This is a genomic window from Pseudomonas sp. GW823-FHT01D03, from assembly GCF_058798255.1.
In genome coordinates, this window is sequence record NZ_JBXAKK010000001.1 from 3,892,198 (window position 1) to 3,907,382 (window position 15,185).

Sequence of the window (15,185 nt, forward strand, 5' to 3'; positions counted from 1 at the left end):
CTCTCAGGTGAACGACATGAACCCAAAAGAAAATTACCTGCACGAGTTCTTCAGGATTTTCTTCGCCAACAAGCAACTGGTGAAGCGCATCTTCCTGATCTTTGCAGTGATCGCGTTGTTGCTGCCGCTGTTGCTCAAACAGAGCTTCGATATCACCGCGCAGGTGATCGTGCAGTCGAAAAAACTGTCTCAGGGCGATGCGACCACCTCGCTCACCCAGGACAACGCCACCTTCATTCCGCCATCGCTGGCGGACATGGAGACCGAAAGCAATATCCTCCGTTCGCCGGCGCTGATTCGTCAGACCATCAGCGAGCTGCGCGATCAGGGTCAATACAACCCGCCGCCGGGGATGCTCAGCAAGCTGGCCGGCGAACCGTTCAAGCGTTACGTCAGCACGCCGCTGCGCGAATATGTGATCAATCCGCTGCGTGATGGATTGGGCATGGAAACCGATCCGGTGCGCGACACGGTACTGGATGGATTGACCCAGGACGCCATCGACAATCTGAAAATTGAAACCCTGCCGGGTTCCAATGTCATCTCGATCGTCTACAGCTTCCCTGATCCCGCCCAGGGCACGGTGTTCGTGTCCACGCTGCTGCGAAACTATCTGGTCGATCGTCAGGCGTTGCAGTCGATCGAACTGCCGCACTCGTTCTACGAGACCAAGAAGCATCAGTATCAGGTCCGGCTCGATGGCCTGGAAGGCGCGCGGCTGAGCCTGCTGGAAAGCGTCGGCTCGTCCGATCCGAAAGAGGAAATCACCTTTCGCCTCAACGCGATCAACACCGAAGAGCAGGCACTCAACCTGTATCGCGATCGCCTGTTGCAAAGCCAGCGCTGGCTCGATTACCTGAAATCCAGCCTGGCCGCTGCCAACACCAACAAGCTTAACGACTACACCTTCCCGTTCACCTTCACCACTACGGTCGACAACATCGCGTTCGAGGATCGCGAGATCCGGCAAATGGGCGAGGCGCTGACCACTCAGGTCAGCCGTTACATGAATGACCTCGCGGTCTTTCAGCCCGGTAGCGAACCGATGTTGCTGGCCCGCGAGCAAATTGCCCGCACCCGCCAGCAGTTCCTCAAAGTGGTCAACAACCGCATCCAGGAACGCACGATCGACCTGTCGGTGGTCAGCCAGGTGATCGAGCAGAAAACCGCACGCATCGCCGAGTTCAAGAATCGCATCCATCAATTGCAGCAGACCCAAAGCAAGCTGCGTCAGATGGACACCGAGATCGGCGCGTTGCACGCAGCGTTTTCAACCTATGCGCAACGCTTTGCCGAAAGCAGCACGACACGCGCGCTGGATAACGACCTGTCCAATGCCCGGGTCTTGAGCCCGCCGTATGAACCGACAGAGGCGGCTTTTCCGAAACCGATGCTGATCATTCCGTTCGGTCTGCTCACCGGTCTGCTGCTGGCCATTGCCTTTGTCTATGTGCGTGAGTTCTTCGATCACCGCTTCAAGCATCCTGCGCAGATCAGCCATGAACTCGGCCTGCCAGTGCTGATGGTGCTCAACGAAGAAACCTCGCAGCCTGGCAATCCGCACAAGAACTGGACCATGCCGAGCCTGGTTCACTGGGTGCGCAATTGAACGCGGCGTCCACCCCGTGCGTCGCGCTGCCGATCATTCATTTGCTCAGCAGCGGCGGCTTCTACGGAGCCGAGCGGATGTTGCTGGATCATTGCCTGGCGACGCCGGGGCAGCATCAGGTGCTGTTCCTCGACGCGCCACCAGAACTGATCGAGCGTTTTCGCCAGGCCGGGGTGGATGCTCGCGGCTGTGCCGGGCTCGGCGGACTGCTGCGCCACTTGCGTCAGCGCCGAGGCGATCAACCGTTGCTCAACACGCACAATTTCAAGGGGCTGCTGTTCGGCTGGGTTGGCGCAACGCTGTTGCGCCTGCCGCTGGTGATCACTCAGCACGGCTTCACGCCGCGCAGTCGCAAGCAGAAGTTTTACACCTGGCTGAGCCTGCAACTGTGCCGCACGGCATCGGTGAAACAGGTGGTCTGCGTGGCACAAAGCATCGCCTCGCTGCACCTTGACGCCAGCGTGCAGGCGGAGAAGTTGCAGGTGATCCCCAACGGTTTGCCAGCGGCACCCGCAATGCCGCCGGCGCTGGAACGCCAACGCTGGCTGGCCGGTTACGTCGGTCGGTTGAGCAGCGAGAAAGGCCCGGATCTGTTTCTCGATGCACTGATTGCGTTGTGTCACCAGCATCCGCAACTGGACGCCGTGATGCTCGGTGACGGCCCGGAACGTGAGGCTTTGCAGGCGCGCATCGACGCTGCCGGTTTACAACAGCGGATTCGCTTGCCGGGCTATCAGACGGCGATGCAAGGCTGGTGGCAGCAACTCGATGCGCTGGTGATCAGCTCGCGCACCGAGGGTACGCCGATGATTCTGCTCGAAGCGATGCAGGCCGGTGTGCCGGTGGTGGCGTTCGCGGTCGGTGGCATTCCCGATGTGTTGCAGGACCGCCACAACGGCCTGCTCGCCGCACCGACCGATACCGTCACCCTTGCCCGTCAGCTCGACACATTGCTGGCCGAACCGAAGCTGGCCGCGCAACTGCGCGACAACGCCAGACGCACACAACAGGAACGCTACGACCTCAAGGCTTTGGCTGAACGCTGGTCGCAGCTGTACATCCACACGGCACGGGAGGCACGCGCATGATTTTCCCGCTCTCGATCGTCAGCCTGCTGGCACTGGTCTGCATGGCTTTGCTGGTCAGTCCTTATCCGTATCTGGCGCCGGGGGCGGTGCTGGGGCTGCTGGGTTTCACGGTGCTGTACCGCAAACCGTCCTGGGGCCTGCTGGGCATTGCCGCGCTGGTGCCGTTTGAAGGGTTCTTCAAGGACAGCCTGGTGTCCGGGAGCAAATTGCTCGGTGTTTCGCTGGCGCTGATTCTGATGTTGCAACTGGCATTGCATCAGATTCCAGCGCAGCGCCTGCGCAGCAATCTGTGGCGCTACCTGATCGGTTTCATGGCGCTGTACTTTCTCAGCCTGCTCGCCTCCGACAACCTGGGCATGTCACAGAGTCATCTGCGGGAACTGAGCGTGGGGCTGATTCTGTTCGTGATCACCTTGTTGATCGGCCGCGAGCTGAACCTCGATCTGTTCGCCCGACTGGTCACGCTCAGCGTCAGCACGACCTGCGCGATGGCGATGTTTTCCAGCCGGTTCCAGGACAAGGGCCGCGCCGCCGGCCTGCTCGAAGACCCGAATGCCTTTGCTCTGCTGATCGCCTTCGCCGTGCCGCTGGGCCTGCTGCTGGTGATTCGCAGCCCGAACCTGCTGCACCGTTTGTTCTGGGCTGGCTGCTGCCTTCTGCTGCTCGGCGGCATGACCAAAACCGAGTCACGCTCAGGCCTGGTGGTACTGGCCTTGAGTCTGGCGATCGGGGTCTGGCATTACCGCCAGCACCTCAATCGCATCCGTCCGCGGCATTTCGGATTCGCCATGCTCGGTGCCGCCATCGTGCTGCCATTGGCGATTTATGCGATGCCTGCCGGTTATCTGGCGCGCATCCAGTCGCTGAGTATCTTGAGCGCCGGGGCCAAGGCGCAGGATGAATCCCTTGGCCGTCGCGCCTCCTACATTGTTGTCGGCAGCCAGATCATCCGCGAACATCCGCTGCTCGGTTCCGGCCCCGGGACCTTCCCGTTGCACTACGCAACCACCGGGTATGCCAAGGCGTTTTCGGCCAACCGCAAGATCGGCGATCTGTATCGCCGGGCGCATAACACGTATCTGGAGATTTTCAGCGAACTGGGCATTCCTGCCGGCCTGTTGTTTGTCGGCATGCTCGTGCAGGGTTTCTACAACCTGATCCGCGCACGACGCGCGTGGCTGCAACGGCGCGAGTGGCAGCACGCGGACGTGGTGACTCATCTTGGAATGAGTTTTCTCTCGCTGACGCTGTTTCTGATGTTTCTCAGCGCGCCGAACCTGAAGTACCTGTGGATCATGCTGGCGCTGACCTGGGTGCTGCGCCTGAAAGCCGAGCAGGCACCGCTGACGGAGGCCAGGGCATGAGCCGGATCAGCATCGTCATTCCGATGTACAACGAGGCCCGGCACATCGGCCGCACCCTCCTGGCCGCGCGCAAAGCCGCTAACGTCGCCGACATCGACTGCGAACTGATTGTCGTCGACAACGGCTCCACCGATGACGGCCCACGGATCGCCCGCGCATTCGGCGCACAGGTTCTGGTGCTGCCCGGGCTGCTGATCGGCGCGTTGCGCAATCGTGGCGCAACGGTTGCCAGCGGTGAATGGCTGGCGTTCATCGATGCCGATATCGAAATGCCCGAAGACTGGCTGACCCCGTTGTTTGCCCTGGCTGCGAGCGGTCAGGGCGACGTCTTCGGTCTGGACCTGCACACCCCGGCCGCCGCGCCATGGTACGCCGACGCGTGGCAGCGCCGCTCTTTGCGTCCGTCGACCCGCGCCGCTCGCGCCGTGCAATGGCTGCCCAGTGCCAACCTGCTGATGCGCAAGCAGTGGTTCGACAGTGTCGGCGGTTTCAACGAAACCCTGCGCACCGGTGAGGACAAGGAGTACACCCTGCGTCTGAGCGGACACGGCGCGCGCTTGCTGTCGGTCAACTCCAGCGTAGCCCTGCATTGGGGCTATGAAATGACCTGGCGCGAATGGATCGGCAAGGAACTGTGGCGCCAGGGCAGCCACCTGCAATTACTGCGCGCCCACGGCATGAGCCTGCGGCTGCTGCGTTTTCCGTTGCTGTCATTGCTGGTGTGGGTGCTCGATGCGCTGGCGGTGTTTGCAGTGCTTGCGGGCCATGCGCAGCAAGCATTGCTGCTGCTGTTGCTGGGCCTGCTGCCGAGCCTGTTGCTCAGCGTGCGGCAAAGCATTCGCCAGCATAACGTCAACCTGACCTTGCAACTCTGGGGCCTGCACTGGGTACGTCTGCACCTGGCCAGCGCGGCGTTGCTTCTCGGTCTGTGTCATTGGAACGCCAGGAGGCCCGCCCGTGGCTGAATTCATTTTTTGCCTGTGCCTTGCGCTGCCGGCGTACGCCTACATCGGCTATCCGCTGCTGCTGACCTTGCTCGCGCCGCTGTTCCCGGCCTGGCGGCACGCACCGGCACCGCCGCTGAACGTCAGCATCGTCATCGCCGCGCACAACGAGGCGCGCCACATCGAGCACAAGCTGCGCACGCTGCTGGCGCAGGATTATCAGCCGGCGACGCTGCAGATCATTCTCGCCAGCGACGGTTCGAGCGATGACACCGTGGCCTGCGCGCACAAAGTGCTTGATCCGCGCATCACCGTCCTCGACCTGCCGCGGCAGGGCAAGGCCGCCACACTGAATGCCGGCGTCGCCGTGAGCAGCGGCGACATTCTGGTGTTCACCGACGCCGACAACCAATGGTCGCGCGACACCCTCGGCCATTTGCTCGCGCCGTTGAGCGATCCGCAGGTCGGTGCCTGCGCCGGGCACATGGTGATCCCGGTCACCGGTGGCGGCCTGAGCATCGGCGACAGCCTCTATCGGCATTATGAAGGCTGGTTGCGCCGGGTCGAGAATCGCACCGGCTGTATGGTCTCCGCCGACGGCGCCCTGCTCGCCTTGCGCCGCGAGCTGTTCCAGAACGTGCCGGCCGAGGTCAACGACGATTTCTTCATCAGTACCTGCGCGCCGGTCGCGCACAAACGCATCGTTTACGTCCCCCAGGCGCAGGTGATCGACCAGGGCGTCGACGCAGCGGACAAGCAATGGCGGCGCCGCCAGCGGGTCACCGTCGGCGGCCTGCAGAGCCTGGCGCAACGCAGCGAACTGCTCAATCCATTCAAGCACGGCCTGTATTCGATCGCCTTGATCAGCCACAAACTGATCCGTCGACTGGCGCCGGTGCTCTTGCTGCCGCTGCTGCTGAGCAATTTCTGGCTGTGGAACGAACACGGTTTCTATCGCCTGAGCCTGATCGCGCAACTGATCGGCTACGGGCTGGCCATCGTCGGTCTGCTGGATTCGCAACACCGTTTGCCCAAACCGTTCCGCCTCGCGGCGTTTCTGCTGGTGACGCTGGCAGGCATGAGCGTCGGCCTGTGGCAGTTCTTGCGCGGGCAACGTTACGCACAGTGGAATCCTGACCAGAATCGTTGAGAGGACTCAAGCCATGGCGATCAAACAACTGATAAAACGCACCAGCGGCTGGCTCTATCTCAACTCGCCAGTGGGGCGCAACCAGTTGCACGGGGCCGGGGTCATTCTGATGCTCCACCGGGTGCTGGCCAACGATCGCGCGGCCAGCCTGCCGCACCGCAATGAACTGTGCGTCGGCCCGCAAGCGTTCGAACACCTGCTGATTTGGCTGCGCAAGCATTTCGATTGCGTGCCGCTGATGGAGTTGCTGCAGCCCAGCGCCCTGCGCACCGAACGCCCTCGCGTGGCGCTGACGTTCGATGACGGCTGGCGTGACAACGCGGTCAACGCCTATCCGCTGTTGCAGAAACATCAGGTGCCGGCGAGCATTTTTCTCTCCACGGATTTCATTGGCAGCCGGCAACGCTTCTGGTGGGAAAGCGTGGGCGAAACACTGTGGGGCAGCCATGGCGAAAAGGCGCGTATGCATCTGATCGAGTACCTGCGGATCACCGGTCATCCACTGCCGGTGCTGCTTGACGATATCGATGTCGACCGGCGCAGCCTGGCGCTGCTGCATTACTTGCAAGGCTTGAAGCGTCTCGAACCGCAGGCACTTGAACGGCTGACCGATGAATGTCCGCCGGAATCCTTGCCGCAAGCCCTGGACTGGCACCAGGTGCGCGCCATGGAAGCGTCCGGGCTGGTGCGTTTCGGCCCACACGGCGCCAGCCACGCGATCCTTACCGAACTCGATGCAGTGCGTCTGCGCGAAGAAATCAGCCGCAGCCGCGATGCCTTGCACAACGGCTGCAATCGGCCACTGCCGGTGTATTGCTACCCCAACGGCGACAACGATGAGCAGGTGCGCGAACAGGTCGCCAATCACGATTATCCGTTTGCCCTTGGCACGACCAGTGGCCTTTATCGCGGCGTCGGCGACCCGTTGAACCTGCCGCGCTTCGGCGTCAGCCAACGTACCGCACGCAACCCTGAACTGCTGTCATTACGGATCTTTCGCGGGGCACGGCCATGAGTCGCGGTAGCTACCTCAAGCATCTGGCCCTGAGCATGGGCACCAAACTGGCGATGATCGCCTTGCGCCTGCTGCGCAACGTGTTGCTGGCGCGGATTCTCGGCCCGAGTGAACGCGGCTTGTTCGCCCTGCTCAGTACCCTGCCGGATCTGATCAGCGCGGCGACCAGCGGCGGCCTGAATTCGGCAGTCGGGTATCAAGCGGCCAATCAGCGGCCGATGGGCTTGCTGCTCGCCCAGGTATTGGTGTTCGGTTGTTTCCTGGCCGGGCTGCTGACCTTGCTGGTGGTCGCGCTGGCGCGAGAATTTGGCAGCGAACTCGATGTCACGATGCAGCTCGGCCTGCTCGCGTGGCTGTTGCTGCTGGCGGTGCCGCTGACCGTGCTCAAGAGCGGACTGCTGACCTTGCACAACGCGTCGGGCGGCGTGGTCGCTTTCAATGTTCTGCGTCTGATCGAATCCCTGGCGCCGCTGCTGCTGTTTCTTGCGCTGTTCTGGATGTGGAAACAGGCAGCACTTGAAGCGGCGCTGATCAGTTGGCTGGCCGGCATCAGCCTGGTGGTGCTGGTGGGCTGGATGTGGCTCAAACGCGCACAGCCGCTGCAACTGCAATGGGATCGTGCGAGCCAGAACGAGCTGCTGCGCTTCAGTGCGCGCAGCCATCCGGATCTGCTGTTTCAACAGATCATTCTGCGCTCCGACTACTTGTTTATCGGCGCCCTGCTGGGCAGTACCGCGCTCGGCCACTACGCCATGGCCAGCGCCGCCGCCGAACTGTTGCTGATCGTTCCGGAAGCGGTCACCACACCGCTGATGAAGCGGCTGCTGCAACAGGACAAAGACATGGACAAAGTCACGCCGCTGGCGCTGCGCCTGACCGCCACGGTGATGCTCGGCGCCTGCCTGGCCATGGCAGTGATCGGCGAATGGTTGATCGTCACGCTGTTCGGCGCGGCGTATCAACCGGCGTATCCGGCGCTGCTCGCGTTGCTGCCCGGCCTGCTGGGCCTGTGCTATGCGAGCATTCTGCGCCTGGATCTGATCGGCAAGGATCGCCCCGGCACGGTGTCGTTGCTGATGGGCATCGGCGCGGTGCTCAACCTGGCGCTGAATCTGCTGTTGATTCCGGCCTTCGGCATTGTCGGTGCAGCGGCGGCTTCATCAATCGCCTATCTGGCGGTGACGGTAGCGATGCTGGTGCTTTATTGCCGCTTGAGCAACGTGCCGTTCTGGCAAACCTTGATCATCCTGCCCGGCGACATCAGCCCGATGTGGTTGATGTTGCAACGTCGGAAGGCAGCATGAAACGCCTGGCCCTGCTGTTCGGACTCGGCCTGACGCTGAACGGCTTCGCGGCGCCGATGCACTGGGGCGATATCCGTGACGGCAGTCTGTATCTGCAAACGGATCGCCCGGACACCGTGACAGTGCGATGGGTGCCGGCATGGCAGGCCGAGGCCAATGAAGAGCGTATTTATCTGCTCGATGGTCAGGGCAAGCTGCAGGGCGAACGGCTGATCAAAGCCAGCGAAACCCGCGGTTCGCAGAGCTGGACTTTGCGGCCCGGGGCTGCCAGCAGTCGCCTGGAAATTCCCGGCTATAGCTTTCGTGGTTATCGGATTGAACATGACGAAAAAACCGTGGCGCTGTTCGCCCCGGCCAAAGTGCATTTCAGCGCCGAAGCGCGTAACGGCGACGAGTTGTACTTCAAAGTAGCCGCCGGCGAGCGCGCGGTGCTGGCCGGCAAGTTTCATGGTGGCGTCAGCGGTTTGCAGGCACAGCGGGTCGGCGATCAGCAAACGCTGACGCTGGCACTGAAACCCTATCGTGCCTATTGGCAGTTCGATCAGGTCGCCCTGCCGGTCAGCCAGCAGGAACAAGTCTGGCGCCTGCGTCTGCGCGGCACTGGCAAAGCGGCCTTCTGGCTCGACGGCACGGCCAATCTGTTTGCGCAAAATCCGCAGCAGTTGCAGCCCGTGCGCGAAGATCCGGGGCAAACGCATTTGACCCTGCACGACAAAATTCTCGGCCGTACGCCGGATCTGGGCATTGCGCTGCCGTACCTCGTGCCGCCACCCGCCAGTCATGCGTTGCTGGATGCACTGAAGCCGGGGGCAGCCAGTTACTACAGCTTCGTTGACGTCACCTCGAAGAATCCGCATTTCGAAGACGCGTTCCGTGAGCTTTATCAAAATCGCTTCGGCATTCGCCAGGACATCACCCTGCTGGCCGGCACCGGGCGTCAGGCCGATCTGCGCGCCGATGTACAGAGCAACAGCGGCCTCGACGCCTGGCTCGCCGGCACCCGCGCCCTGGGCGGCAAAGGCACGCATTACATCGGTTTCGCCGACGAGCCCAACCTCAACTATTCAAGCTACGAACAATACCGGGCGATCTTCAGCAGCATGGCGCGGCAGGTGCGCAGCGACCCGGCCAACGCCAAGGCAGGCGTGCGCATCGCAATGCCGGCCAGCTCACGGCTGGTCAACGGGCCGTTCACCGACAATGCAGCGGACAAGCGCGGCATTGACTGGGCCCGGCGACTGCTCGGCGAGTCCGCCGATCAAGTCGACGCATTGGCTTGGCACGAATGGATGATCCGCGACCTGCTCGCAACCAGGGTCTACCGCGACAGCGTGCGCCGCGCCGCCGATCTGGTGGGGCTGGACGCCAAAGGTCAGCCACGCAAAGCGTTGCTGCTGGATCAGACCAATCTGTCCAGTGGCTCAGCCCTGAGCCCCTACGATCAGGAAACCCATTACGCCGCACTGTGGTGGGCCTCGGTGGTGATCAACGCCTCTCAGGATGGCCTGCTGAGCATGCTCAACTGGTTTCAGGCCGCCGACGAACCGCCCTACGGCAAGGGCATGGTGCGCATCCATGACGATGGTCGCTTCGAGCTCAAACCCGTGGGCCTTGCCCAGCAATTCATCGCCGGGCATTGGCTGCCGCAAGTGCTGCAACTGGATAACGACGCTTTTGAGGTGGATGTCCTGGCGATGGCCGGCGACGAGCAGCGCGCCTTGCTCGGGGTGAACAAAGGCACGCGTCTGCAACGCGTTGAGCTGAGCGGTGCCAGGTGCCCGCCAAACCCCGGTGCCCTGCGTTTCTTTGACGCCGACAATCGCAGCCGCGACGCACCGTTTGCCTGCGAAAACGGGCGCGTGCGTTTCGAATTACCGGGGCAAACCCTGTTCGCCCTGAACTGGAGCGCGTCATGAACCGCCCTTCTGCCCTGCGCACGTCAGGTTGCGCATGGCATCTTCATCAGGAGAAGAAACCATGGATATTTTACGAAAACTCAGCGGACATATCCGTCGTAAAGGCCTGCGAGCGACCTTGGCGAAGATCCGCAGAATGTACATTTTCAGCCATCAGGAATTGTTGTGGATGGAGCGCGATCTGGTCAGCCCCGTGCCGCCGCACAGCCTCAAACCCTACCCGCCGCTGCGCGTCATGAAGATTACTGCAGACAACGCCAGCGCCTTCACCCGTCATTTCGGCGACCGTGTCGGCGTCATGGCCGAGCTGGCCAGTGAAGGTCACACCGGGCACATGCATATCGACGAGCAAGGCGATGCGGTGGCGTTTATCTGGGGCACACCGCGCGATTATGTCGATCGGCACTACTACGGTTGCCGGTTCCCGGTGAAACCCGGCGAGTTCTTCGAATTCGGTGGCGAAATGACCCGCACCTACTGGGGCAGCGAATTGTCAGTCGATGTGCAAGTGCGCCTGTGGAAAGCTATGGCCGCCCAAGGCTGCCGCAAAGTGGTCGATGTCTGTGACGCAAGCAACATCCCGGCGCTCAAGCTGCACCTGCGCATGGGCTATACCGAACAACAGCGGATCATGAATATCTACACGCTGTTCGGCCGCTGGCGCTTTTACCGCGAAACCCGCTACAGCGGCTCACGCCTGGAAGCCCTGCGGAAAACTTCCCGTCCATCTGTCCCAGCAACGGCGGCCTGAACCCATGGTGATGCGATTCGAATGGCGCACGTCCCTGTGCGCTGCCGACTTCCCGGCAACAGCCTACGAGGCACTGCGCCTGCGTGTGGCCGACCACACGCCGTTCAACAGCCTTGGCTGGCTGTGCGCAGCAGAGCAGGCACTGGACGAAAATCAGCGTCTGCAGATTCTGCTCGGCTGGGAAGCCGGCCAATTGCTGCTGTGCCTGCCACTGGTGGCCAGCCGCGAACGCTTCGCTGGCGTGCCGTTTCGCGTTTTGCATCACTTGGGTTATCCAATGGCCGATCGCCTCGCGCTGCTGTCGTTGCTCGGCAGCGAAGACATGCACAAGGCACTGCTGCTGATCCGTGAACATCTGCCCCATGCGCTGCTGCAACTCAACGAACTGTCGGAACCTGCCGGTGAAGAAAGTGCGCTCACCGAATGGATGGCACGCAGTTCCACGGCTGAACGACGCCTGAGCTGCCGGGTGCCGGTGCATCTGATCAGCGACGCCGATCATCAGGAAGTCTCTGGCGACCCGCGCTACAAGTTGCGTCGGGCGCGCAAACGGATTGCCGCCTGCGGCGCGCAGATACGCCGGATCACTCCGGATGCGCTGAACATGGGCGCCTTGCTGCAGACCCTCGGCGAAGTCGAAGCGGTGAGCTGGAAAGGCGATGAAGGCGTGGGGATTTTCGCCACGCCGCGCACTCGCCAATGGATCGAACACGCCTTCACCGCGCTCGCCGGCCAAGGCCTGGTACGCGTGGTGATGCTCGAACTGGACGGCCGCTGCATCAGCTATCGCCTCGGTCTGCTCGAACAGGGCCGGCTCTACGATTACAACCTGGCGTTTGTGCCGCAGTACGCCGACCTCGGTAGCGGCCGGGTGTTGCTGGAGGAATGGATTCGCTGGGGGCTGGATGAGCACTGGCGCTGGATCGATGCGTCGCGGGTCAGCCTGGAAAACTCCAGCCATCAACTGCACGAACGCATGACCGGGCAACTGGAGCACTGGCGCTGGAGTTTCTACTCGTGGCGCCCGAGCGGCTTGCTGCTGGGCCTGGGGCTACGCCTATGGCACCACGTCAAACCGCTCCTGCAAAAACGGCGCGCCCAGCGTGCCGGCAACTCGCCAGCGGCGAACACTTCCGACATTCAACCGGCAACACCACCCACCACACCTGGGCTAGCGCCTCGGAGGGCATCATGAGCATCATCGATAGTCTGCTTCTGCGCATCAAACAAAAAGGCCTGCGCCGCACCTTGGGCGCGCTGTGGAAACGTTACGTCTTCGCTCACCGTGAATTGCTGTGGATGGACCGCGACCTGGTCACGCCGATTGCCCCAAACAAACTGCGCCCCTGTGAAGGTTTGCGCAGAGTCGACATCACCGCGCAAAACGCCAAGGCTTTCAGCAAGTACTTCGGTGACCGCGTGCAGACCATGGCCGAGTTGGCCACTGAAGGGCATACGGGGCACATGTACCTGGATCAGGACGATGACACCGTCGGGTTCGTCTGGGCCAGCACTCGCGACTATTACGACCGCCACTTCTACCGCTGCACATTCCCGGTCAAGCCCGGTGAATACTTCCAGTTCGGTGCCGAAATTACCCGGCACTATTTCGGCAGTAGCCTGACCGTCGATGCACAGACCGCACTGTGGCAAGTCATGGCTGCCCGAGGCTACAAAAAAGTGGTGGATATCTGCGACGGCGCCAATATTCAGGCCCTGAAGATGCATATACGCCTGGGCTATCAGGAACAAGGGCGGATCACGCATGTTTACGACCTGTTCGGGCACTGGCGGTTCTTCCGCGAAACCCGCTACGACGGCTCCCGCCTGGAACTGCTGCGCAAACCGGAACGGCCGGCAGTGAGTGCGGCGGCGCAGGCGTGATTCACATTTGAAAGGTTGTGGTGTCAATGATGCAGCCTTCGCGAGCAAGCCCGCTCCCACAATGGATTTATGTATGACGCAGATCCAATGTGGGAGCGGGCTTGCTCGCGAAGAGGCTGGTTGTCGCGATCAACCATTCAGGCCTTGCTGGCGACCAGGGTAAAGCACAGCGGCATCTGCGCTGGCTGATTCAGGTACTGGTCGTACACCTCTTCCCGGTTCGAATGCGCATATTCCTTGAAGTGCGCGATGTTCAGGCCGGCCGCGATGGCGCCGCTGAAAATGGCGCCGAGGGTGTGCACAAACCAGTAGGACTTTGCCGCCTGCTGCTCAACCTTGCCGACGTAGACAATCGGCTCTTCCTGCACAAACGGCTCGGCGCGGAAGTAGGAGCTGGCGAGCCGGTACGGATCTTCGCCTTCAGGGTCGACCATTTCCAGAAACGGATGGGTTTCGTAGATCACCAGTTTGCCGCCCGGTTTGAGGGTCAACGCCACGTGGCGGAAGAACTCGCCGATGTCGGGCATCCAGTTCAGCACGCCGATGGTGATCAGCGCCACGTCGAAGCGGCTGTGCAATGACGCTGGCAGGTGATGGATATCGCTTTCGATGAATTCGGCGTTGTGTGGCGAGCGCTGGTTCAACTCGCGGGCCTGTCCGAGAAATGCCTCCGATTGATCGACGCCGACCACACTGCGCGCACCTAGGGCGAACAGCGACAGGCTTTCGCGACCATTGTTGCAACCGAGTTGAATCAGCTCTTTGCCGTCGACGCCGACCTGCTCCAGCACGCCACGCAAGGTGTCGTCGAGACAGGAGAAATCAGCCTTCGACACGTCGTTCAACAGCGCTTGCCATTCCGCTGATTCACGGTGATGGCGAGCGGAATCGTTCCACGCCTGTCGATTGCTGTCGATGGCGGTTTTATTGTTGGGCACTTCCATGGCGCACTCCGGGCGATGCTCGTGATTGAGCGGCCCCGAGTCTAGAACAGCCCGGCAGTTCGGGTTGTTGCAAACTTGTAAGCCAACCCACAGGGGTAATGCGGCGGCTTCGTAGAGCTTTTTGCGACCCGGCCTCATCGCTGCAAAAAGCTCCCACAAGGTTTCATGCACACGCCACAAAACCTGTGGGAGCGGGCTTGCTCGCGAAGGCGGTGTATCCGTCAGCATGGATATCGACTGACACGACCTCTTCGCGAGCAAGCCCGCTCCCACACTTTTGGCGTGGTCACATCTGATTCAGGCGTTCGCGCAGGAATTCCACCAGTGCCTGCACCGGGCGCGAAGCCTGGCGGTGCTGTGGGTACACCGCCGACAGAGTCAGCGGCTCAGGGCGGTAGTCGTCGAGCACTGACAGCAGTCGCCCGTCCTTCAGCGCCGCGCCAACGATGAACGTCGGCAGATAGGTAATCCCCATCCCCTGCACCGCCGCATCGCGCAGCAACTCGCCATTGTTCACCCGCATGCGTCCGGTGACGTTGACCAGCAGCGGCTTGCCCTGACCTGCGTTGAAGCGCCACTGCACCGAACGACCGTGGCCGTACGGCAGACAGTCGTGGCTGTGCAGGTCTTCGGGATTGAGCGGTGTGCCACGTTCGGCCAGATACGCCGGGCTGGCGCAGTACACCCGTTCGATGGCGGCGATGCGCCGCGCAATCAACGTCGAGTCTTCCAGCACACCGATGCGCAGCGCCAGGTCGTAGCCTTCGCCGAGCAGGTCCACCGGGCGGTCGCTCAAATCCACCTCCACGGTGACATCGCGATAGCGCTGCAGGAACAGCGGCAGCAGACAGCCCAGATGCGCCACGGCAAACGACAGCGGTGCACTGACGCGAATGGTTCCGCGTGGCTCGGCGGTCTGCCCGGCGATGCCCTGCTCGACCTGTTCCACTTCGCCCAGCAGACGCAGCGCCGATTCGTAGTAGCTCTGGCCCTGTGGCGTGACGTCGAGGCGTCGGGTGGAACGGTTCAACAGCCGCACACCGAGGCGCTCTTCGAGCTGCATCAAACGGCGGCTGACGAACTGCTTGGACAGGCCCAACTGATCGGCCGCGGCGGTGAAGCTGCCGGAGTCCATGACCTGACAAAAAATACGCATGTCTTCGAACGGGTTCATTGTCACTCTCTGGTAGACAGTCAAACGCTTTATAGCCGCTTT

The 15,185-nt window shown here is 61.9% G+C and carries 13 protein-coding genes; 11 read left to right on the forward strand and 2 right to left on the reverse strand.

What is annotated here, in order from left to right; translation table 11 throughout:
• Window positions 1-16: 16 nt before the first annotated feature.
• The 11 genes from AC1RBR_RS16900 to AC1RBR_RS16950 all read left to right on the forward strand — a co-directional run bounded on the left by AC1RBR_RS16900 (window position 17) and on the right by AC1RBR_RS16950 (window position 13,025).
• The gene (locus AC1RBR_RS16900) at window positions 17-1,609 is read left to right on the forward strand and encodes a GumC family protein (RefSeq protein WP_492565678.1); all 1,593 of its coding nucleotides are present in this window, start codon (window positions 17-19) and stop codon (window positions 1,607-1,609) included.
• Entirely contained in the window at window positions 1,606-2,697 is a 1,092-nt protein-coding gene (locus tag AC1RBR_RS16905) for a glycosyltransferase family 4 protein (protein WP_456020122.1), read from the forward strand. The genes AC1RBR_RS16900 and AC1RBR_RS16905 overlap by 4 nt, the downstream gene beginning before the upstream one ends.
• Window positions 2,694-4,061, forward strand: coding sequence for an O-antigen ligase family protein (locus tag AC1RBR_RS16910; protein ID WP_492565680.1), 1,368 nt, complete (start codon window positions 2,694-2,696; stop codon window positions 4,059-4,061). Before AC1RBR_RS16905 ends, AC1RBR_RS16910 begins: the two co-directional genes overlap by 4 nt.
• Complete coding sequence (locus AC1RBR_RS16915; protein ID WP_492565681.1) at window positions 4,058-5,026, forward strand: glycosyltransferase family 2 protein; 969 nt, start codon at window positions 4,058-4,060, stop codon at window positions 5,024-5,026. The genes AC1RBR_RS16910 and AC1RBR_RS16915 overlap by 4 nt, the downstream gene beginning before the upstream one ends.
• Complete coding sequence (locus AC1RBR_RS16920; RefSeq protein ID WP_253150034.1) at window positions 5,019-6,155, forward strand: glycosyltransferase; 1,137 nt, start codon at window positions 5,019-5,021, stop codon at window positions 6,153-6,155. Before AC1RBR_RS16915 ends, AC1RBR_RS16920 begins: the two co-directional genes overlap by 8 nt.
• 13 nt (window positions 6,156-6,168) lie before the next feature.
• A complete protein-coding gene (locus AC1RBR_RS16925; protein WP_492565683.1) occupies window positions 6,169-7,170 on the forward strand; it encodes a polysaccharide deacetylase family protein in 1,002 nt (333 codons plus the stop codon).
• The gene (locus tag AC1RBR_RS16930) at window positions 7,167-8,474 is read left to right on the forward strand and encodes a lipopolysaccharide biosynthesis protein (RefSeq protein ID WP_492565685.1); all 1,308 of its coding nucleotides are present in this window, start codon (window positions 7,167-7,169) and stop codon (window positions 8,472-8,474) included. Before AC1RBR_RS16925 ends, AC1RBR_RS16930 begins: the two co-directional genes overlap by 4 nt.
• Window positions 8,471-10,390, forward strand: a complete 1,920-nt coding sequence (locus AC1RBR_RS16935; RefSeq protein WP_492565686.1) for a hypothetical protein — start codon at window positions 8,471-8,473, stop codon at window positions 10,388-10,390. Before AC1RBR_RS16930 ends, AC1RBR_RS16935 begins: the two co-directional genes overlap by 4 nt.
• Window positions 10,391-10,451: 61 nt before the next feature.
• Window positions 10,452-11,141: a GNAT family N-acetyltransferase gene (locus AC1RBR_RS16940; RefSeq protein WP_492565688.1), complete on the forward strand. Its 690-nt coding sequence runs from the start codon at window positions 10,452-10,454 to the stop codon at window positions 11,139-11,141.
• A 4-nt stretch (window positions 11,142-11,145) separates the two neighbouring features.
• Complete coding sequence (locus AC1RBR_RS16945; protein WP_492565690.1) at window positions 11,146-12,336, forward strand: GNAT family N-acetyltransferase; 1,191 nt, start codon at window positions 11,146-11,148, stop codon at window positions 12,334-12,336.
• On the forward strand, window positions 12,333-13,025 hold the full coding sequence (locus AC1RBR_RS16950) for a GNAT family N-acetyltransferase (protein WP_095136676.1): 693 nt from the start codon (window positions 12,333-12,335) through the stop codon (window positions 13,023-13,025). The genes AC1RBR_RS16945 and AC1RBR_RS16950 overlap by 4 nt, the downstream gene beginning before the upstream one ends.
• 137 nt (window positions 13,026-13,162) lie before the next feature.
• Here the strand turns inward: AC1RBR_RS16950 and AC1RBR_RS16955 are convergent, their stop codons facing one another.
• Complete coding sequence (locus AC1RBR_RS16955; protein WP_492565692.1) at window positions 13,163-13,969, reverse strand: class I SAM-dependent methyltransferase; 807 nt, start codon at window positions 13,967-13,969, stop codon at window positions 13,163-13,165.
• Between the two features lie 286 nt (window positions 13,970-14,255).
• Complete coding sequence (locus AC1RBR_RS16960; RefSeq protein ID WP_492565694.1) at window positions 14,256-15,143, reverse strand: LysR family transcriptional regulator; 888 nt, start codon at window positions 15,141-15,143, stop codon at window positions 14,256-14,258.
• Window positions 15,144-15,185 lie beyond the last annotated feature (42 nt).